Source organism: Agarivorans sp. DSG3-1 (genome assembly GCF_046774965.1).
In the GTDB taxonomy this organism is placed as follows: Bacteria; Pseudomonadota; Gammaproteobacteria; order Enterobacterales; family Celerinatantimonadaceae; genus Agarivorans.
Genome location: NZ_CP177241.1, coordinates 649,243 through 670,523, shown reverse-complemented (window position 1 = coordinate 670,523; position 21,281 = coordinate 649,243). Strand labels below are relative to the sequence as shown.

Genomic DNA, 21,281 nt, shown 5'->3' with positions numbered 1-21,281 from the left:
TTTATGGAGGTTGTAATGAGTGAGTCGATTCATGGGCATCAAGTGATGCAGTTGATGTTGGAACAAGGTGGTAGCTTTACGTCAGCTTCTCTTGAAGAATTAATGAAAACTACTTTCGGCGCAGACAGTAAATACCATACCTGTCGCCAGAAAGAGATGAACGCCCAAGAGCTAATTGTATTTTTGGCTGAACGCGGAAAGTTTGTTGAGGCCAAACAAGGCTTCACAACTTGTAAATCTAAAATCTGCTCGCACAAATAGCCACCTCTTTTTAAGGGCCTACTCAGGCCCTTTATCTATATTAATCACTATTAATTTAGTTATAGCTGAAATAACTTGCTATGCATCCCTTCTATGGTGTTTAATTCATCTTTCTTTGCTGTATTCGCTATTAAATCGACATATACACCTATAATTGCATAGGCAGCTAGATTTTTAGTCGGAATGGAAAACAAATCATTTAATCTATTAAGGTTTCTGATATTAGTTAAACGTGTGTTTTAATTGTGTCAGGTTTCTTTTACGTAACTAGATTGTTATCTAAATAAAAACGCAAAAGTGACGATATATAAGCTATCGATACTTGTATTCACATGGAGTGGTATAAATGGATTTGGCTCGACGTCTAAAAATAAGCCATAAGGTAGGAATTCTTGCAGCCATCGCTGTACTGGGGTTCGCCGCTTACCTTATAAATAACATATTGGTTCAGCAACAGAGCCAGTTCAGCATTGAACAAATTAGAGATCAATACTTCCCTGCTCTAGATACCGCCACTGTTGCTCAAAACACCCTATATAACATTGATCAGCTATTGCAAACTGCAGTAACCACAGGAGAGGAAGAGTCTCTTGAAAGTGCAGATACACAACAACAGCTACTTAGTAGTAAGCTGAATGAGTTACTTGAGATCTTGCCTAGTGCTCGAAAAGAGGTAACGCACCTGCAAAGCTTGCTTAATAACTATTACGGCCAAGCAAGGTCGATTGCATTAAGTTTGGTCGATGGCAGTGCTGATTTCGCCACTTTGCCAGCTAAAGCAGAGCGCTCAGCAGCCATATTGCAAGAACTAACCACAGGTATTGCTAACTTAAGGGCTAATACCGAGCAAGCTTTTAATCAAACCATTGATGGCACTATCTCTAGCTCTCAGTCGGCGGTTACTACAGGTATTATGCTGGGTGTAGTCACCATAGTGATAGTGATTTTTGTTGGCATTATGACCACCAAAAGCATTGTTAACTCGATTGCTCAAGTCACCTCTTCTTTGCGCGAAATTGCAGAGGGAGAGGGTGATCTTACGGTGCGTGTGGATTACGACGGTAAAGATGAAATTGCTACTTTAGTGCATTGGTTTAACCAGTTTATTAGCAAAATGCAGATAAGCATTGCCACTACCACTGAAACCGTTCAAGCCCTACAAGATGTGTCTACCCGTTTAATGGAAACCAGTAAACATACGGCGTCTAGCATTGAGTCGCAAAATCACTCGGTAGATGCGGTAAGTGCTGCAATTCAAGAAATGACTAGCAGTGTTCATCATATTGCAGATTTTGCGTCGCAAGCCTCGGAAGAAGCCTCGTCGGCTAATGGAACGGCTCAAGAAGGGAACCAAGTTGTAGAGAATACCATTTCGGTCATTAATGATTTAGCAGAAGAAGTGAACAGCACCGCTAAGGCCATTAATCAGCTGGAAGCATACACCAGTAACGTGGGGGTTATTCTTGATGCAATTCGTGGCATTGCCGAGCAAACCAACTTGCTAGCGCTAAATGCCGCGATTGAAGCGGCGCGTGCAGGCGAACAAGGGCGTGGCTTTGCGGTTGTGGCAGATGAAGTTCGCACCCTAGCGTCTCGTACACAAGACTCAACCCAAGAGATTCAGCAAGTACTTGAAGAACTTCAAAAAGGCTCTGGCTCTGCGGTAGAAGCAATGAACCGTGGTATTGAGCAAGCCGGTTTAAGTGTTGAGCAATCAGCACAGGCGGGTAAATCGTTAATGGATATTACTGGCAAAGTAGAATCAATTCATGCAGTTAATGAACAGATTGCAGCGGCAACAGAGCAGCAAACCAAAACCTCTGACTTAATTCATAACAGTGTTAATGATATTCAACAGATATCTCTCGCAGTGGCGAAAAGCTCTAGTGAAATAGATAACGTCAGCGAGGATGTAAGGCAAGTAACTCAGCGTTTAAGCGAGGTTATTAGCCAGTTTAAAGTGTAATAAAACCAATTGTATATAATAAAAAAATAAAGGAGATGCCCCATGGATTTAAGGGCGTGGCAGGTGTTACCAATATGCTTATTGAGTAGCGCAGCAATGGCAGACGAAGCTCTCGAGCAACGAGTAAATGATCTCGAGCAAGAGGTGCAGGTTCTTCGTGAACAAAATCAGGATAGTGCCTTTGATAGAATCAGCTTTAACGGGTTCTACAGCGTGGGCATTAATCAAGCAAACAACAACTTAGGTTACGCAGGCTCTACCGACGAGTATGATTTTAATAATCTTACTTTAGTGGGTTTGCAAGGTGACTTTGCCCTAGCCGATAGCACCAGTGTAACAGTGCAATTAGTGGCGCGTGGTGAAGACGACTTTAGCCCAGACGTTGAATGGGCTTACCTAAAACATACCTTTGACAACTACATTACAGTGCGTGGCGGTAAATTACGCCTACCTATGTACATGTACTCAGATTACCTAGAAGTAGGTTACGCTCAGCCGTGGGCTCGTCCGCCTGAAGAAGTTTATGGTTTTGTACCATTTAACTCTTTTGTGGGTGTAGACGGCAGTTACGACTTTGAGTTTGATAACTCAACCTTAACGCTACAAGGCTTTTGGGGCCAATCTGAAGAAGATGGTACTAAATACGATGATATTTTAGGGGCTAACCTTACGTGGGCTATCGACGACTTTACTGTTCGTGCCGTATACGGTGTAACAAAGATCACCGTGGCAGATGACAATCAACCTGATACTCAAGTGCTAGACGATAAAAATAAATCTGACTTCTTAGGAGCTGGTTTTAGCTACGATAATGGTTCTTTGTTAGTTGTGTCTGAAGTAACCCGTGCAACAGTTGAAGGCGGTTATTCAGATGTAGATTCTGGTTATCTCACCTTGGGTTACCGTTTCGGTAAAGCCATGCCTTATGGCACGGTAGCTGGAATGAAAACTCAAGATGACGACGAACGAGTTGATATATTCGTATCTAATCCTGGGTATAATCCTACCCTTCCAGAAGGACCTACCAACCCATCTGTTGTTCCTGTTGACTCATCTTTTATTTATAGCGGGAAGCGAACCTCTTACTCATTGGGTGTGCGTTATGAGCTATTATCCAACTTAGCAGTTAAGTTTGATGCCACGCTCGTTAATGGTTTTGGCGATACTAACGGCCTAATGGCAAGTAAAGTAGCGGGTGCCACTGAAGATAGTACTACAGTTTATAGCATCGTATTTGACGGCGTATTTTAGGAGGGAGTCATATGAAAAATCTATTATTGGCTCTTTCTTTGAGCGCATTTAGTCTTAGCAGCTTGGCTGCTCCAGTGGTAATTGCTAACCCATCAGGCCCTGATGCTTTATCTAAAGCGGAAGTGAAAAAGCTATTTTTAGGTAAGCTTAAAAAATTGCCTAATGGCACTGCTCCTGTGGTTATTGAGTACAAAGAGGGCGACCCTTTACGCGCTAGCTTTCATGATGCTGCCACCGGTAAAAGTGAAGCTCAACTGCAGGCTTATTGGTCTAAGTTGATCTTTACAGGTAAAGCTAAGCCACCTAAAACAGCGGCTTCTCCATCGGTAGCAGTATCGGAAGTGGCAGGCAATGCCGCAGCCGTGGCATACGTTGACGAAGCAGACGTGACTGATGCGGTTAAAGTAGTTTATAAACCGTAAATAAAGCTAAGCTTAAAAAGAATCAGGGTGTTATGCTCTGGCTCTTTTTTATTTCCCAGACAAAATTGTCGTAAGTTAGCGAGTTAACAAATGGATATGTTGTCAGCAGCGGTGATGCTGTTTTTGATTATGGATCCGCTAGGAAACATGCCCGTGTTCCTAAGCATGGTAAAACACCTCGACCCTAAACGCAGGCGCATTGTGTTGCTGCGTGAGCTGGTGTTTGCCTTAAGTGTCATGTTCGCCTTTTTATTTGCCGGCGAGCAAATCCTTGGTTTCCTTAATCTGCGCCAAGAAGCGGTGAGTATTGCCGGTGGTGTAATCCTATTCCTGATTGCCTTAAAAATGATTTTTCCTCAACCCGGTGGCGTGGCCGGATTAGCCGCTGGCGAAGAACCCTTTTTGGTGCCAATGGCCATTCCAATGATCGCTGGGCCTTCGGTATTAGCGTCCTTAATGCTGTTAGCAAACCAAGACAATACTCGTATGCTCGATTGGTCTTTAGCCTTGCTAATTGCTTGGGGAATCAGCGTCGTTATTTTTCTCAGTAGCGGTGTATTGCTTAAGTTGCTCGGCGAGAAAGGTTTAAAAGCCATGGAGCGCTTAATGGGTATGCTGCTGATTATGCTGGCAGTACAAATGTTCTTAGATGGCATTGCCGACTACTGGCAATCACTGTAAGTCATCAGTGCGTTTGATATTGAGGCGACGAAGTTGGTTGTCGTCTCTAGATTGTTCAATTTTAGATCGCGTCTAATAAGGATGATTGATACCTAGGCGAAATACACTGTCGTCTCCACTGGTGGCAAAATCACCGCGCAATACAACGCCTTCCATCATCACTCGAATACTGCCGCCAATACTGTACTTCATATCTTGGTGAAGCGTGGCTAAGTTATATTCATCAGCTACTCGGCCAATTTCGGCAAAGGCAACCCAGTACCACGCTGGCACGTTAAACCAGTTTACAACGGGCACTTTAGGCAGGGGGTTCCAGTTAGGGGTAAAGCGGTATTCTGCAGAGTAATAGATCATTGAGCGATCATGATAACGAGCGGTTTCGTAACCCTTTAACCTGTCCATTCCGCCTAAACGAGAACCAGCAAACCACGCTGGGCGATGGTATTGCTGTTCGCCATTGTTGTAAGAGCTGTGATTCCAGGTTGGCGTATCAGAAGTCGCCATACCAAAAGCTAATACTTGGCTTTGTGCCCAAGATGTTTGTGGCAAGCTAATGTACTTAGATGCTGAAAATTCCCACATTGTCCAAGAAGGCCGGCCTGGGTCACCCCAATCACGAGTCACATTGAAACGTTGGCGACTGCCCGCTGTGGGGTTTTGATGGTAGTTACGGTTGTCGTATTCCAGCTCTAAGGCTAAGCCCGCTGAAGTATTTGAATCTTGTAATTGGTTATACTCACCAACGTCTTGTTTCCAATAAAAAGGTTCTAACTGGATAATGGTGCGCCCACTGGTGAGCGGATTCCATTCTTTAGCGCCCGCTTCATAACCTTCCATTACTTCACCGCGCTTAACTCTAAAAGTATGTACCGGAGAGTCTTTACCGTGACCTATAGGCAGTAGGTAGCGAAACCTAAAACGGTATTCTTGGCCTTTTGAATGAGTGTAAACTCGGTTGCTCTGGCTAGAATCATTGCTGCCTGCGCGCTCGCCAGAATATTCCTCGTTGCCGTTAATATATTGCGGGTCACGGGTAAAATTGGTTTGGTACAAGGTGGTATCAAAAAATACCCGATCGGCAAACGGTAGTTGATAGTCACCGCTATACAAAAAGCCCATCCAGCTGTCGTTGGAGGTGACTGTCGCGGTGGCAACCAGGCTTGAACTAGGTTGAATATGCCCGGCGGCACCTACACCAACACCCACTCCCCATTGCAAATTCTCAGTGTAATAGGCGTAAGGTAAAACTTGAGTCCATGCGCCACTGCGTTGATGTTTAGCGTCATCAATAATGGTAACGCTCATCGCCCAAGTGGGTAGGCTTAGTACACAAACACTAAGCAAAAACAGCTGGCGTAGTATCAAGGTTGTTTGCTCTTCATTCGCTTGTGTATTTGCCACATTGCAAAAAAACCGAAGAATAATATTCGTAGGTTATCACCTTTTTGCAGCACACCTGCTTCGACTAAGGTGCCGCGAATAGCCAGCAATTGCACCCCATGCAGTAGTAATAAAAATGCACCTACTAAAGGTAAAATCCAATTGTAGGGAGGAACAAAAATCATCGGGCTAAGTAACATGGCTAGCCACATAGCAGCCATAAAGGCTTTGCCAATTTTAATGAACATAATCTGGGGCTCTTAACTTAATTGATATAAACGGTAATTTACTTGGCCGGCTTGTTTGCTTTTAATGCACGACCAATTGGCGGGTAACTCAGGCTCAGCGCCTTCGTTCTCAAATTCTATATAAACTAAAGCATCGGCTTTTAACCAGCCGTTTTCACTGAGTAAACGACAGCTTGGTTCTAATAAATCGCAGCGAAAAGGGGGATCGATAAACACAATGTCGTAGCCTTCGCTGGGCGTTTGTTTAAGCCACTGCAAGGAATCACCATTCACCAGCTTGGCGCGCTCACTAGGCAAATCGAGTAGTTGTAGGTTTGCCTTCAATTGTTTCGCTGCTTGTGCATCTTTTTCCACAAAGGTGGTAAAACTAGCAAAGCGCGATAAGGCCTCAAAACCTAGGCTGCCACTACCCGCAAATAAATCTAAGCAGTGGCTATTAGTTAAGTAGGGATTTAACCAATTAAAAACGGTCTCTTTCACTCTGTCGGTAGTCGGGCGTAAGCCTTCACTATTCAGTACTTTAAGTTTTCTACCGCGCCACTGACCCGCGATAATTCGCACTTGGCCACTACCGTTGGAGGATTTGTTGCTTTGATTTGCATGTTTTCTTGAGGAAAGCCGTGCCATTTACTTAGACCATTGTGAAACTGTGATAATATCCGAGCAATATTGACTGGACGTTGGCATTGTAACAGCCAACGTCGTTTACTGGTAAAAAAGGTTTTGCAGTAATGGCAAAAAAGAAGGGCCTATTTTCTTGGTTTGGCCGAAAAAAAGACGATGAGCAACAACAATCCAGCGATCCCGCCGCAGAACAAACAAACAATGAGCAAAATGCTGAGTTAGCCGCTCAAGCAGAACGCAAAGCGCAAGCCGAACGAGAAGCTCAAGCAGAACGTGAAGCCCAAGCAGAACGCGAAGCGCAAGCTGAACGCGAAGCTCAAGCAGAACGTGAAGCCCAAGCAGAACGTGAAGCCCAAGCAGAACGCGAAGCCCAAGCAGAACGCGAAGCCCAAGCAGAACGCGAAGCCCAAGCAGAGCGTGACGCTCAAGAGCAAGCCGAGTTAGCTGCCCAGCAACAAGCAGACACTGAGGCAGCCGCCGAAGCCGAACAGCAAGTTAGCTCAGAAGCCGCAGAACCAGTAAAGAAAATGGGACTGTTTGCGCGCTTACGAGCAGGCTTAAAACGCACCCGTAAAAACTTAGGCTGGGGCTTCTTTTCGCTGTTCAAAGGGCGAAAAATTGATGATGAGCTGTTCGAAGAGCTAGAAGAGCAGTTGTTAGTGGCAGATGTGGGTGTGGACACCACACTCAAAATTATCGAAAACCTCACTAGCCACGTTAAACGCCGCGATCTTCAAGATGGCGAAGCGCTCTATCAGCAACTTAAGTTAGATATGGCGGGTATTCTGAGCAAAGTAGAAGCGCCAATAGATTTAGATAGTGCAGAGGGGCCTTTTGTTATTTTAATGGTTGGCGTAAATGGCGTGGGTAAAACCACCACCATTGGCAAGCTAGCCAAACAATATCAAAGCCAAGGTAAATCGGTAATGCTTGCTGCGGGTGACACCTTCCGTGCTGCTGCGGTTGAACAGCTACAAGTTTGGGGTGAGCGAAACCAGATTCCGGTGATTGCTCAACATACGGGGGCCGATAGCGCCTCGGTGATTTTTGATGCTTTTCAAGCAGCTAAGTCACGAAACGTAGATGTATTGATTGCCGACACAGCAGGCCGCTTGCAAAATAAAGCGCACTTGATGGAAGAGCTGAAAAAAATTGTACGAGTAATGAAAAAGCTCGACGATGCAGCGCCTCACGAAATTATGTTAACCATTGACGCAAGCACCGGGCAAAACGCCATTAGCCAAGCTAACTTGTTTAATCAAGCGGTTGGACTTAACGGTTTAACATTAACCAAGTTAGATGGTACTGCTAAAGGTGGTGTTATTTTTGGTTTGGCTGACAAGTTTGGTTTGCCGATCCGCTACATTGGTGTGGGCGAAGGGATTGACGATTTACGAGAGTTTGAAGCTCAACCTTTTGTAGATGCGCTATTTAGCAATGACGACAGCGAAGATAGCAACGAGAAATAAATCAACACTGCTTAGAAAGTAATAAAAGGTCTAGGAATGATCCGGTTTGAGCAAGTAAGTAAAATTTACCCCGGCAGTCAGCGCGCTTTGCAAAAAGTGTCCTTTCAGTTGGAACAGGGAAAAATGGCATTTTTAACCGGCCACTCTGGTGCGGGGAAAAGTACCTTGCTCAAATTGATTACCGCTATGGAACGCCCTAGTGACGGAAAAGTATGGGTAAATGGCGATGACATTAGCCGTATCAGCCACCGTAAAATTCCCTATTTACGTCGCCAAATGGGTGTGATTTTCCAAGATCACAAACTGCTTATGGACCGCACCGTGTTTGACAATGTCGCCCTGCCACTGGTTATTGAAGGCTACAGCATGGGTAACATCAAACGCCGAGTCGCCGCCGCGCTAGATAAAGTGGGCCTGTTAGATAAAGCCAACTGCACCCCAGAAATACTCTCTGGTGGTGAACAACAACGCGTGGGCATTGCTCGCGCAGTGGTAAACAAACCCGCTATTTTAATCGCCGACGAACCAACCGGTAACCTAGACCCTGCTTTATCGTTAGACATCTTCCGTTTGTTTGAAGAGTTTAACCGAGTGGGTGTGGCGGTTCTTATTGCCAGTCACGATTTAAGTTTAATTGCCAAATTGCACCATCAACGCTTAGTGCTAAAAAATGGTCAGCTGCTTGATTCCCCTCACCAAGCTGCGGAGGCACCATAATGGCCGGAGCAAAACCACAAGTTAAAGTTGCCCTACATGTACGCTTCATGATGTTTTGGGTAAGGCACTTGCAACAAGGCATTGCTAGCCTTGGCGAATTGTGGCGTACACCTGCCAGCTCTATGCTTACCTTAGCAGTTATTGGTGTTTGTTTAGCGCTACCTGCCAGTTTCTACCTTGCCACCAAGAACGTGCAGCAACTCACCAGTTATTGGAAAAGTGATGCGCAGATAAGTTTGTTCCTCAAACAAAATATCAGTGAAGCACAGCGCGATTCCCTGCAAAAAAATATTGCTAGCATGCGCCAAGTGGCCAGTGTTGAGCTAGTCACTAAACAACAAGGCTTAGTCGAGTTTCAAGAAAATAGCGGCTTTGAAGATGTGTTAGCGCTGCTGCCAGACAACCCGCTACCAGATGTATTGTTAGTGCTACCCAGCCAAGACTTTAACAGCGCAAGTGCTGCCAAAACGTTACTCGATAGCTTGCAAGAACACAGCCTAGTAGACGAAGGTCGCTTAGACGTTGAATGGCTGCAACGCCTCGACACCATTGTAAGCATGTTGCAACAAGCTGCCTGGTTACTGATTATTCTGCTGCTTACCGCAGTAGCGTTGATTGTAAGTAATACACTACGTCTGAATATTCTTAGCCGACGCAGTGAAATAGAAGTGATGAAGCTAGTAGGGGCCACCGATGCCTTTATTCAGCGGCCATTTTTATACACCGGCTTTTGGTTTGGTTTAGTGGGCGGCTTAATGGCTTGGGTACTGTGCAACATTTTGTTGATTTGGACAGAATATGCCCTTCAGCAAATAGGTTTGTTATACCAGCAAGACATTTACCTATCAGGCTTAGATCTGCAAGAGTTCGGCTCGCTGATGTTGTTTGCAACCTTGCTAGGATTAATCGCTTCGTGGTTTTCGGTAAATCGCCATATTAAACAAATTGAGCCGAGCTAAGCGTTGTTGTTCTAATGCGGGGCTAGTCACTATAATATTAAGATAATCCCTTAAGTGTTTGAATAGTTTTATCTTTCACGACGTCATTTAGCTTTAACAGCCAAAGCTTAGCGAAGTAAAAAGAAAGGCCGCTCTGCATTATCTTTATCCTTCGCTGCTCAGTGACTAGCGCGCATGCGTAATTCGCTATGCTTTAATAGTGCCCAGCTTTATCGCTTGCCATTTCTGCGATTCGGCGATAATGAAGGGAGCAATGAAACCTAACCTATACCAGCTCCAAGACGAGTTAGACCGCTAAAAGTTATTCAGCTTTTGTGTAACTAACTTTCGTGACTACACCTAGAAGCCTTATTGACAATTAAGACATCATAAAATAGCATCTTCACCCACTTATTCTTGAAATATCAACGATATTGGAAGTACTTCACTTGATATGGATAAAACGCTCACTATTTGGTTCTGTTAAGAAGACAGTTTGGCTAGGCTCTCTAGTTATTCTTGCTCTAGTTATTTTTCAGCATAAGGAGGTTCAAGCTGTGTTCGGTATTGGGATTATTAAACAAGACGTAGAAATGTCACCTGAAATTAAAGGGCGTTTAACAGAAGATGGTGTTCCCTTATCAGGAGTTACCATCACTCGTCGATTTGCTTACGAAGGTTACAAGAAAGGTGAGGAGCAGCTGGATTATAGTACAACAGATGCTAACGGAGCCTTTTCTTTCCCTGAGCTTATAATTAAATCCCGCTACCCCAAGGATATATTTGGTCAGAATGCTAGGGTTAACCTAAGGGTGTATTATGAGCATGAAGACACTAATTACTATCTTTGGTTTTCATCTAGTAGTCATGCGCCTTTTGTTGAACCTATCGCAGCTCTTCTGCAAAAACTTAATACGGATTTAAGTAATAAAGAAATCAAATATCAATTCGACACAAGCCCATATTCCGAAGAAATGCAGCAAATTGTTAGTTCAATTTGTTACTTCGAAGGATACGAAGAAGTCGCTTATTTCAACGGCGAATTAATTAGTTCTTTTTCAACTTTAACGGAATAAAGATGGCAGCGATATCACCTAAACAAGCTTCTCAACTTGCGCTAGTTTCATATGATGTTCAAGCTCAGAGTAGCTTTGCAGATCTAGAGCGCACCATCGATGGCTCAGTAACCAAAGATTTTACTTTTAATTCTATTCTTGAAGGCACCTCTGGAGGCTTATTTTGGCGCAAACAAACAGGCTTTGTGCTGTTAGGTAAAGGCAAAAGTCAGCAACATAAAAATGACCATGTGATAGCTATTCGTGGGACCGCTAGCGCAGCAGATGGTCTTACCGATATTAGCTCACACACTACAGGTAATGACTCTGGTAGCACTGTTCATATCGGCTTTCAACGTAGTTTTGCTTCTTTTAAACCTGAGCTAGCCAAGTACTTGCGTCAAGCTAAAACCAGTGGCAGCGGCGTCATTCATTGTGTAGGTCATAGTTTAGGTGGAGCCTTAGCCGGACTTACCGCTGACTGGATAAAAGCTAGCCCTGAATTTAAGGGAAAAGTGTATTTATACACTTTTGGCGCTCCACGCGTTGGCTTAAATGGTTTTGCAACCAAAACGTCTGGGCGAGTAGACAAAATCTTCCGCTGTGTTCATGGGGCTGACCCGGTTCCTAAAGTCCCGGTATGGCCTTTCTATCATGCACCAATAGCAGGAGCTGAATACTTGTTGGAGCGAAGCCAAGGTATTCGCCCTTCTGCGCACTCAATGGCTTCAGGACCAGGTTATGTTAATACTGCACATAGTAACTCTTGGGATAATGTATATAGCCAAGTTGCATCAAGTATGACTAAGCGCGTGGTATTAAATTATCAGAACCGAATACAAACCACTTACTCGTCTGGATGGGCAGATAAAATTGGAGCCGCAATTATCACATTGTTGGTTGATGGAGGTTTTGCTGCAACTGTAGGCGCGCTGCAAACTGGCGGTGCAAGTATTGGTACGGTGTATGACATTATGGCTAAGTCTGTTGTGAGTATTGCCAAAATGAGCGCAGAGCTTCAAGAGCGAGTAAAAGGCTTATTAGGCTGTATGTTGGTTTACGCAGGCAAGGGCGCAAATTATGCTATTAAATACACAGAACAATTTATTCGTTGGGTGTTTAACATCACCATTGCTAGAATCTACGATGCCGCAAGGCAAGCGTTAAAGCAGCAATAGTTTTTGTTTAGAGTCATTATTAGTGAATGGACAACTCACTTAGATTCTTCGAATTAACAATCCACCTAAAAGAGCAGCTCGGTATATCGGTAATACGAAAGTAACCAACACCGAGTTCGCTAAGGTATCGCTAAAATTTTCTGCCATACACCAATTAATCCATATGATACTAATTTAGCAAAATAGCTAACAAGCTTTTGTCCAAAGGTGAGTTAGAAAGTGATTAAACGATGTCTTCACTTTATGGCTTTTTTGTCACTCTTCAAACGTTTAATCGTTATCACACTCCAACATTAAACCTAGTCCGGTGCGAGCTTTCGCTTCCACTTGTCGCTCTTCCAGCGTCGCCAGTTAATTTGGCTACGAATAAACTCATCGGCTACGCCTGCCAGTAAAATAGCGTACAAGCCCCAGCCTAAATAAATCCCCGTAAAGTAGGCCAGCGGTACCGAGAATAGCCAAGTGACAGCAATGGCGTTACCGGTCACAAATACTGCGTCGCCGCAGCCACGCAATACGTTACCGCTGATAATGTTAATGCCTCTTAAGGGCTCGTTGATACTGTGAATCAAACAAACCACTAGGCCTAAGGCCAGTACTTCCGGGTTATCGGTGAAAATGCCCAGCAGTGGCTGATGAAAAACAAAAATAATCGTGGCCACAATGCTAACGGCAATAAGCCCCCAGCGCAGGCCTTGGCGCATTTGTTGGTGGCAGCGTTCGAAATGGCCAGCACCAGCAAGTTGGGTTACCAGCATGGTATTGGCAATGCCTAATGCCACTAGCATCATGGTGCAGTAAACATAGATATTGAGTGCGTAAATGCGCACAGTGAGAGAGGTTTCGCCTAGTTGCACAATCATCAAGTTCATAATCATAACAAAGCTTTGGTAAGAAAATGGCTCTAGCGCCGAGGGCACGGCAATTTTTAGAATAGGCTTTAAGCTAAGGCTGGGCTGTTTTAAGGCGTCAGCCAATGGCAGTTTCACTTTAATCAGAAATAGCACCACCACTAAACTAAAACTTAAGCTAAGTACCCAAGCAATTAAACTCGCAATGGCCACCCCGGTTACGCCCATTGGGCTTACACCAAACCAACCCAGCACTAATATGCCGTTACCCACGATGTTGGTAACCAGCATCAGCGCTGCGGAGATAGTGTTCCAGTGGGATTGCCCGTAACTATTACAGATATTGGCCAGCGTCATGCGTAGGCCCATAAAGCCGACACCTGCGCCAGCTAACACCAAGTACTCTGCGGCCAAGTCACTCATTGCAAGTGGTAGGCTCATCCAATGACCGATGTTATTGGCTTGGGTAACAAAAAATAGGCCACACAGTAAACCCGCTAACACTCCTAAGATAAGCAGGCCTGCCAGCATTAAATTTGCGCGAAGGTAGTTTTGCTTGCCCATGTATTGTGAGGCTAAACTGGCACCTGCAATGCCAGTGGCGGAAAAGAACACAATGGCCATGGAAAACCACGGCATTACCGCGCCTACCGAAGCCGCAGCTTGGTCTGATACTTGGCTAAGAAAGAGTGCGTCAAACACCGGTACCGACATGTTTAGCATAAACTCGCCAAAGATCGGCAAGGCCATACCAAATAGGCCTTTTTGTAAGGTTTTACTTTGAGTCGTAGAAGGCATGCTGACCACTAGCTAGCAAGAAACTGAGCTTATACTAGGCACTTCACACTATCGCGGCTTTTATGTAAATCAACTTTTTGTTAATGAAAATTAACTAAGTTGGCTGACCCATTGCCAAATCACCACTATCAGCAATAGCAGGCTGGTTGATTGCCAAAAACGTACTGGGTTACGTTCAATTAAGGGTTTGGCTTCGTAGCTGGCCTTGAGCTTGGGGTTTGCGTGTTGTAAGTCGTGAATTAGCTCCGACAAACTTTGGTAACGCAGCTGGGGTTTGGGGTTACAGCCTTGCTCTAACGCGGCGTCTAGCCAATCGGGCATGTCGTTACGGTAATGCTGAATGTTTTGGTAATGCCAATCGCTATAGGTTCGTTGTGCTACTTGTTCGCGACGAGCAGTTTTGTAGGGTAATTTGCCGCAGAGCATTTCGTAGGCGATCACTGCAAAAGAGAAAATGTCACTGCGATGCCGGCCAGTTTCCCCCACTAAATACTCTGGTGCAATATATTGCACAGAGCCTACAGGCGTGGTGGTTTTTTCGTTTTGCTCTAGTTGTTCGGCTGATTGTACAGTGCCAAAGTCGACCAGTTTAAGTTGGTCGTCTGGGGTAATAATAATGTTTTCAGGTTTTAAGTCGCGATGCACCATTTCATAACGGCGTAAGGCTCGTAGCGCTTTGGCGAGCTTTTCAAGCATGCGCACCACTTGCGTTATTGGCGGGTGAGGATGTTTGTCCATCCACTGGCGCAGCGTGATACCCGGTACATATTCGGCCACTAAATAGCAGAACCGGCGCGTGCCGGCGGGTTCAAAGGTGCGCATAATATTGGGGTTATTTACCACGCGGCCGACCCATTCTTCGCGGGCAAAACCAGCAAAGTATTCCTGGTCGCCACTCATGCTGCTGTCGGGGGCTTTGAGTATTCGAACCTTGTTGGTGCTAAGGCCCGCTTCGTCTAACTCTTCGACTAAATAAACGTGGCTGCGCGGCGAGGTATGCAATATCTCGCTAACTCGATAACGGTCAATTTTGTTACCTATGGCCATTACCGGCGGCACGGGTAGATGCAGTAACTGAGCACGACTCTCGTCTAACTCTGCTTCGGGTACATTATCTACCTTGACTAACATTGCACTGATGTTGTCATCACTGCCAGCAAATTCGGCGGCGTTTACGATGGCGTTGGCGTGTTCTTCTAAGCTATCAAATTCAAGTTTGAGTAACTTGATCAGCTGTTGTTCGCTTAATGCATCATGCACCCCATCACTGGTTAGCATAAATAAATCACCGGTTTCTACAGCATGGGTGGAATAGTCTAACTCTAAGCTTGAATCCACTCCCATGGCACGAGTGAGGTGGTTTTTTTGCTTGCCACGAATTTGTACATGGTCGCGGGTGAGTTGGCGAAGTTTACCCTCCCTGAAGCGATAAATACGGCTATCGCCAACATGGAACAAGTGAGCAACTCGAGATTTAATAATCAGTGTAGAAAGGGTGCAGGCGTAAGAGCCGGTTTGCTTGCCTTGTTGAAATAGCCAGTTATTGAGTGACTTGGCGACTTTGGCTGTGGACTTGTTTACCGACCAACTCTCGGGCGTGGCGTAATAATCTTGTACAAACTGAGTGACCGAGATTTGTGCGGCTACTTTAGCGTGTTCGGCGCTGCTTAAGCCGTCGGCCAAAATGGCGACAACACCTTTGTAATAGCGAGTCCAAGGCTCGGGTATTTTGGCTACACAGGCATCTTGGTTCTCTGGTTTGGGGCCAGAGATAGAGGCGCCCCCAAAGGACGCCTCTAACTTATTGCTAGCCACAGAGGTGGTTGCTTTTTCGCTGTTACTAACTCGGTTTTCAGTGGTGGGTGTTGCCACTGTAGTTTGTTGACTTGCTGTCATTAAGCTTGCGTTCCTTGGGTAAAAGCAATGTGGCCCTTGCAGGCACACACTGCCTTACGGGGCTGGCTTAGCTTACGTTGATAAGCGTTACTTCGCCGTCTGGACCAACTTCTGCAATAGTGCCCTTCGGCTCTTCTAGAAGCAACAAGGCAAAGAAACCCAGTACCGCAGTGGCACCAATCACGTAGAAGAAGGTTTGGTAGCTCACTAGGCTAAGCACGGTTAAGTAGAATACTGCACCTACGTTGCCGTATGCGCCTGTCATACCCGCAATTTGACCGGTTAAGCGACGCTTAATAAGTGGCACTGCAGCAAATACTGCGCCTTCACCGGCTTGTACAAAGAACGAACATGCCATAGCCATACCTACCGCTAAGAATAGTGGCCAGGTGCCATCAATTTGGCCCATACCGAAATAACCTAAGGCTAAACCAGCAGTTAATACTAATAGGGTTTTCTTACGGCCTACGCGGTCAGAAATCCAACCACCACCTGGGCGTGACGCTAAGTTCATGAAGGCATAAGCAGAGGCTAATAAACCCGCGTAAACCATGTCTAATTCAAATACGTCACTGAAAAACAGTGGCAGCATAGACACTACAGCAAGCTCTGAACCAAAGGTGGCGAAGTACAATACGTTAAGTACGGCTACCTGTTTAAATTTGTACTGTTCAATCTCTGGAACTGGCGTAACAAAGATGTTTTTGTTTACTTGATAGGTTTTCCAAAAGTCCAGTACGTAAAGCGCTGCTAAACCTGCGTAACATGCATACACGACTTCTTGGCTTAACATGCTTACACCCGCTGGCGAAAGCTTCCATGCCAGTAGTGCTAAGGTGGCATACATAGGCACTTTCATGATTAGCAGTAGTACAAAGTCGGCCTTTGTAGTGACTTCCATTGCACCAACATTTTTAGGTTTGAAGTAAGTCGAACCCTTTGGTGTATCGGTCACGTTCTTATAGAAAACTACACTGAACAGTAGGCTAATTAAACCGGTAAGGCCTACCGCGTAGCGCCATCCGTCTTCACCGCCCAAAATCACTGCAAGAGTTGGTAGTAACATTGCCGCAGCGGCGCTACCAAAGTTACCCCAGCCGCCGTAAATACCTTCTGCGGTGCCAAGCTCTTTAGCTGGGAACCACTCTGATACCATACGAATGCCTACAACAAAACCTGCACCAATAAAGCCTAAAAGAAAACGGGCTAGGGCGGCTTGCTCGAAGCTGTTAGCAAAAGCAAACATGAAACAAGGGATGGAACATACCGCAAGCAAGGTTGAGTATGTGATACGTGGACCAAAACGGTCAGTGAACATGCCAATCACAATTCGCGCTGGAATGGTTAAGGCTACGTTCAAAATGAGTAGCGTTTTTACTTGGCTAGAGGTTAAACCCAAGCTGGCCGCAATACTGGCCATTAACGGTGCGTGGTTAAACCACACCAAAAAGGTAATGAAAAAAGCTACCCAGCTCATGTGGAGAATCTTCATTTTTCCGGTGAAGGAAAACAGGTTAAATCGTTCTGCGCTCATAGTAATGTCTCGTAAAAAAAGTTAAAGCGTCTCTCACCACGTCGATATTCGACGTGGTTTATCATTGTTTTTTTATGGTGTTTTTTAAGCGGCGATTTTTATCGCATCGCCTTCAATCTTGACCTGGTAGGTGGGGATAGAGACGCTTTCGTCGTCTAAACACTGGCCTGTTTGCAAGCTAAAGCGTTGCTTGTATAACGGTGATGCCACCATTAATTCGCCTTTGAAATCACCAATTAAGCCGCGTGACAACATATTTACTTTGCCAAATGGGCAGTAGTTACTCAGGGCGAATATTTGGTCGCTAATGCCTTCCCAGAAGATGGCGATTTGTTTGCCTTTGACCAAGGCACACACACCAGTTCCTGGGCTAAGCTGCGATTTGCGACAAACTTCAGTCCATGTTTCAGTTACTAATTCACTCATCATTACTCTCCTTGTTATGGTGCTTCTACAATTTCGATGGTTTGAATACGCTCTTCTTCGGTAGCAGGGCGACGTTGGCCACGCTCACGAACGTATTGCAAATTGTTGTCTGGTTCATCGGCGTTAATAAACTGGCTAAAGCGGGCAAGTTTCTTCTCGTCGTTTACCGTTGATTTCCACTCGCACTGGTAGCTTTCAACTACGTGGTGCATGTTCTGCTCTAACTCTTCACAAATGTTTAGCTTGTCTTCTATAACCACCTCTTTTAGGTAGTCTACGCCGCCTTCAAGGTTTTCTAGCCAAACAGAAGTACGTTGTAAACGGTCTGCGGTACGCACGTAAAACATTAATACGCGGTCGATGTAACGCATTAGGGTTACGTCGTCTAAATCGGTGGCGAATAAGTCGGCATGTCGAGGGCGCATACCACCATTACCACATACATAAAGACCCCAACCGCCTTCAGTAGCAATAATGCCGATATCTTTGCTTTGTGCCTCAGCGCACTCGCGAGTACACCCTGACACACCAAACTTAATCTTGTGTGGCGCGCGTAAGCCTTTGTAGCGATTCTCTAATAGAATCGCCATGCCTACACTGTCTTGTACGCCGTAACGACACCAGGTTGAACCAACACACGACTTAACGGTACGTAAAGACTTACCATAGGCGTGGCCTGTTTCAAAACCGGCATCAATTAATTTGCTCCAAATTTTTGGTAGCTCGTGCAGTTGCGCGCCAAATAAATCTACCCGCTGACCACCAGTGATTTTGGTGTAAAGATCGTATTCTTTGGCAACTTCACCCAGCACAATCAATTTGTCTGGAGTGATTTCTCCACCGGCAATGCGTGGTACTACAGAGTAGGTACCGTCTTTTTGCATATTACCTAAGAAGATGTCGTTGGTATCTTGCAGGCTAATGTGGTCGTCTTTTAGAACGTAGTCATTCCAGAAGGTGGCTAAGATTGAACCCACTGCTGGTTTACAGATTTCACACCCGTGGCCCTTGCCATGTTCGCTAAGTAGCTGCTCAAAGGTTTTAATCTTTTTCACGCGAACAATGTCGGCGAGCTCGGCGCGCGAGTGAGCAAAGTGCTCACAAATGTCGTTACTAACTTCTACGCCTAAGTTTTCTAGCTCGGCGTTCATTACTTGCACCGCTAATGCGCTACAACCACCACAACCTGTGGCTGCACCAGTGGTGGCTTTAATGTCGCCCATGGTGGTGGCGCCATCACGTACTGCTTGGCAAATTTGACCTTTGGTGACGTCGAAACATGAACATATTTGAGCGCTATCTGGCAGCGAATCTACGCCCATTGCCGCGGCGGCACCTTCTTCAGAAGACGGTACTAATAAATACTCTGGTGCAACCGGCAGTGGCATGTCGTTTAAGAACAATTGTAACCAGTTGCCGTAGTCATCTGCGTCACCGACTAGCACGGCACCTAATAAGCGGTCGCCAGCAGCATTGGTGACTACTTTTTTGTATACCTGACGGGCTTCGTCACTCAGGCTGTAGCTTAATGCGCCTTCGGTATTGGCATGTGCATCACCAATACTGGCTACGTCTACACCCATTAATTTAAGCTTGGTGCTCATATCGGCACCAGCAAACTCTTTAGCTTGTTCACCCGCAATATGGTCTACAGTGACTTTTGCCATACTGTAACCTGGAGCGACCAAACCGAAAATTTTACCTTCCCATAAAGCACATTCGCCAATTGCGTAGATGTCTGGGTTAGAGGTTTGACACTGATTGTTAATAACGATGCCGCCGCGAGGACCAAGCTCTAAGCCTGTTTCTCGAGCCAACTGATCTTGCGGACGAATACCAGCAGAGAACAAAATCATATCGGTATCTAGGCTGCTACCGTCGGCAAAGTTCATGCGGTAACGGGTATTTTCGCCTGCCACAATTTCTTTGGTATTTTTCTCGGTGTGAACTTTTACACCCAGCTCTTCAATTTTGGTGCGAAGAATTGCGCCGCCACCGTCACATACTTGTACGGCCATTAGGCGAGGGGCAAATTCCACTACGTGAGTTTCCATGCCTAGGTCTTTAAGTGCTTTAGCTGCTTCTAGACCTAATAAACCACCACCCACTACCACACCTACTTTTGAATTTTCGCCAGATTTGGTCATTGCTTCCAAATCTTCGATGGTGCGGTAAACCAGAATGTTTTCTTCAGCGGCTTTGTCTTCTGGGCGAGGGATTGGCGGTACAAATGGATACGAGCCAGTGGCTAATACTAATTTGTCGTAGCTTTCGCGACGACCGCTAGCGGTTACCACAATCTTTTCTTCAGGAAGGACTTCAATCACTTTGTCATTTACAAAGTATTGCACGCCGTGTTCGTCGTAGTACTCAGGAGAGGTCATCATCAAGTCATCTGCGGTTTTACCCGAGAAGTAACTTGATAACTGCACTCGGTCGTAAGCCAAGCGTGACTCTTCGCTAAACGTTGTTACTTGAACTTGGCCTAACTTGTCTTGCTGTATCAGTTGGTCAATAAAATGGTGACCCACCATGCCGTTGCCGACAACAATGATACGTTCCATGTACTCTCTCCTATGCGCTTAAAGCAGCGCTATTTTCTAATTCAAATTGGTTCTGATTCGCGTCTAACTTAGCTAGCCAATTGAGTTGCTCGCGCAGTGATACAACTTCACCAATTACAATTAATGTAGGGGATTGCAATTGATGTTCACTGGCGAGCGTAGGTAACTGGTCTAATTGGCCGGTAACAACGCGTTGATCGTTTTGGCAGCCTTTTTCTATTAGTGCGGCGGGTGTCTGGGCGCTCTTACCAAAACGTTGTAGCTGTTGGCTGATTTCAGGCAAGCTGCTCAGCCCCATATAAAAAACTAAGGTGTGGTCTAACTGGGCGAGTTGAGCCCAATCAATATCTAATTTGCCATCTTGTTTGTGGCCGGTAATAAAGCTGCAGCCAGTGGCTAACCCGCGGTGGGTTAGTGGAATACCGGCATAGCTGGTACAGCCAGATGCGGCAGTAATACCAGGAATGACTCGAGCAGGGATATCGTGTTCATGTAATACACTTAATTCTTCGCTGCCGCGGCCAAATACAAAAGGGTCACCGCCTTTAAGGCGACAAATACGCAAACCTTGTTTGGCTTTGTCTACCATGTATAAATTAAGTTGGTCTTGCGGAATACAGTGATTGGCTTTGGCTTTACCCACGTATATCGCTTTAGTGGTCGCCGGAATTAACGCTAAGATGTCTTGGCTTACCAAGCGGTCGTAAAGCACTAAGTCGGCTTGCTCTATACTGCGTAAAGCCTTGAGTGTGAGCAGCTCCGGATCGCCAGGCCCAGCGCCTACTAAATCAACCATGGCTGCTTTAACCTGTTGATTGTGGTGCTTATTTGGATGTTGGCTAATTCTTTGTATGCTCATGTCACTACCCTAAAACTGCTTATGTCAGCTATGACGCAATCATGATGCCAGTAGCAAAAAAAACCTTAAAAGTTGATCAAAGTCATTTTTATTCAACGACTTAGCCTTTTTTGAAATTTTTGTTGAAGATTAACGCTCTATACTCCTTAAGGGATAACTTGCA

19 protein-coding genes are annotated in these 21,281 nt (G+C 45.4%); 10 read left to right on the top strand and 9 right to left on the bottom strand.

What is annotated here, in order from left to right:
* Positions 1-15 precede the first annotated feature (15 nt).
* The 5 genes from ACLD71_RS03210 (at position 16) to ACLD71_RS03190 (ending at position 4,581) form a co-directional block, all read left to right on the top strand.
* On the top strand, positions 16-261 hold the full coding sequence (locus ACLD71_RS03210) for a YecH family metal-binding protein (protein WP_411992941.1): 246 nt from the start codon (positions 16-18) through the stop codon (positions 259-261).
* 346 nt (positions 262-607) lie between these two features.
* Positions 608-2,227, top strand: a complete 1,620-nt coding sequence (locus ACLD71_RS03205) for a methyl-accepting chemotaxis protein (RefSeq protein WP_303511722.1) — start codon at positions 608-610, stop codon at positions 2,225-2,227.
* Positions 2,228-2,269: 42 nt separating this feature from the next.
* Entirely contained in the window at positions 2,270-3,478 is a 1,209-nt protein-coding gene (locus tag ACLD71_RS03200; protein ID WP_411992939.1) for a hypothetical protein, read from the top strand.
* 11 nt (positions 3,479-3,489) lie between these two features.
* On the top strand, positions 3,490-3,900 hold the full coding sequence (locus ACLD71_RS03195; RefSeq protein ID WP_411992937.1) for a phosphate ABC transporter substrate-binding protein: 411 nt from the start codon (positions 3,490-3,492) through the stop codon (positions 3,898-3,900).
* Between the two features lie 90 nt (positions 3,901-3,990).
* Entirely contained in the window at positions 3,991-4,581 is a 591-nt protein-coding gene (locus ACLD71_RS03190) for a YhgN family NAAT transporter (RefSeq protein WP_137673418.1), read from the top strand.
* Positions 4,582-4,653: 72 nt separating this feature from the next.
* Here the strand turns inward: ACLD71_RS03190 and ACLD71_RS03185 are convergent, their stop codons facing one another.
* Genes ACLD71_RS03185 through rsmD form a run of 3 tightly spaced genes read right to left on the bottom strand, consistent with a single transcriptional unit; the run spans position 4,654 to position 6,836 of the window.
* Positions 4,654-5,982, bottom strand: a complete 1,329-nt coding sequence (locus tag ACLD71_RS03185) for a BamA/TamA family outer membrane protein (RefSeq protein WP_411992935.1) — start codon at positions 5,980-5,982, stop codon at positions 4,654-4,656.
* The gene (locus tag ACLD71_RS03180; RefSeq protein WP_303511728.1) at positions 5,943-6,209 is read right to left on the bottom strand and encodes a DUF1145 domain-containing protein; all 267 of its coding nucleotides are present in this window, start codon (positions 6,207-6,209) and stop codon (positions 5,943-5,945) included. Before ACLD71_RS03180 ends, ACLD71_RS03185 begins: the two co-directional genes overlap by 40 nt.
* A 12-nt stretch (positions 6,210-6,221) precedes the next feature.
* A complete protein-coding gene (gene rsmD, locus ACLD71_RS03175; protein WP_411992933.1) occupies positions 6,222-6,836 on the bottom strand; it encodes a 16S rRNA (guanine(966)-N(2))-methyltransferase RsmD in 615 nt (204 codons plus the stop codon).
* 104 nt (positions 6,837-6,940) lie between these two features.
* On the opposite strand from rsmD, the gene ftsY reads away from it, so the two are divergent.
* The 5 genes from ftsY (at position 6,941) to ACLD71_RS03150 (ending at position 12,190) form a co-directional block, all read left to right on the top strand.
* Positions 6,941-8,302, top strand: a complete 1,362-nt coding sequence (gene ftsY, locus ACLD71_RS03170; RefSeq protein ID WP_411992931.1) for a signal recognition particle-docking protein FtsY — start codon at positions 6,941-6,943, stop codon at positions 8,300-8,302.
* Positions 8,303-8,338: 36 nt separating this feature from the next.
* Positions 8,339-9,019, top strand: coding sequence for a cell division ATP-binding protein FtsE (gene ftsE / locus ACLD71_RS03165; protein ID WP_137673424.1), 681 nt, complete (start codon positions 8,339-8,341; stop codon positions 9,017-9,019).
* Positions 9,019-9,978, top strand: a complete 960-nt coding sequence (ftsX, locus tag ACLD71_RS03160; protein WP_137673425.1) for a permease-like cell division protein FtsX — start codon at positions 9,019-9,021, stop codon at positions 9,976-9,978. The genes ftsE and ftsX overlap by 1 nt, the downstream gene beginning before the upstream one ends.
* Positions 9,979-10,406: 428 nt before the next feature.
* Positions 10,407-11,033, top strand: coding sequence for a DUF6795 domain-containing protein (locus ACLD71_RS03155; protein ID WP_411992929.1), 627 nt, complete (start codon positions 10,407-10,409; stop codon positions 11,031-11,033).
* A gap of 2 nt (positions 11,034-11,035) precedes the next feature.
* Positions 11,036-12,190, top strand: a complete 1,155-nt coding sequence (locus ACLD71_RS03150; protein ID WP_411992927.1) for a lipase family protein — start codon at positions 11,036-11,038, stop codon at positions 12,188-12,190.
* A gap of 299 nt (positions 12,191-12,489) precedes the next feature.
* Here the strand turns inward: ACLD71_RS03150 and ACLD71_RS03145 are convergent, their stop codons facing one another.
* The 6 genes from ACLD71_RS03145 to cobA form a co-directional block, all read right to left on the bottom strand.
* The gene (locus ACLD71_RS03145) at positions 12,490-13,839 is read right to left on the bottom strand and encodes an MATE family efflux transporter (protein ID WP_411992925.1); all 1,350 of its coding nucleotides are present in this window, start codon (positions 13,837-13,839) and stop codon (positions 12,490-12,492) included.
* Between the two features lie 90 nt (positions 13,840-13,929).
* Positions 13,930-15,735, bottom strand: coding sequence for a protein kinase domain-containing protein (locus ACLD71_RS03140; RefSeq protein ID WP_411992924.1), 1,806 nt, complete (start codon positions 15,733-15,735; stop codon positions 13,930-13,932).
* A gap of 67 nt (positions 15,736-15,802) precedes the next feature.
* Positions 15,803-17,269, bottom strand: coding sequence for a NarK family nitrate/nitrite MFS transporter (locus ACLD71_RS03135; protein WP_411992922.1), 1,467 nt, complete (start codon positions 17,267-17,269; stop codon positions 15,803-15,805).
* A gap of 84 nt (positions 17,270-17,353) precedes the next feature.
* On the bottom strand, positions 17,354-17,698 hold the full coding sequence (gene nirD, locus ACLD71_RS03130) for a nitrite reductase small subunit NirD (RefSeq protein WP_411992920.1): 345 nt from the start codon (positions 17,696-17,698) through the stop codon (positions 17,354-17,356).
* Between the two features lie 11 nt (positions 17,699-17,709).
* Complete coding sequence (gene nirB / locus ACLD71_RS03125) at positions 17,710-20,259, bottom strand: nitrite reductase large subunit NirB (RefSeq protein WP_303511743.1); 2,550 nt, start codon at positions 20,257-20,259, stop codon at positions 17,710-17,712.
* Positions 20,260-20,269: 10 nt separating this feature from the next.
* Positions 20,270-21,118, bottom strand: coding sequence for a uroporphyrinogen-III C-methyltransferase (gene cobA, locus ACLD71_RS03120; RefSeq protein WP_137673434.1), 849 nt, complete (start codon positions 21,116-21,118; stop codon positions 20,270-20,272).
* Between the last annotated feature and the right edge of the window lie 163 nt (positions 21,119-21,281).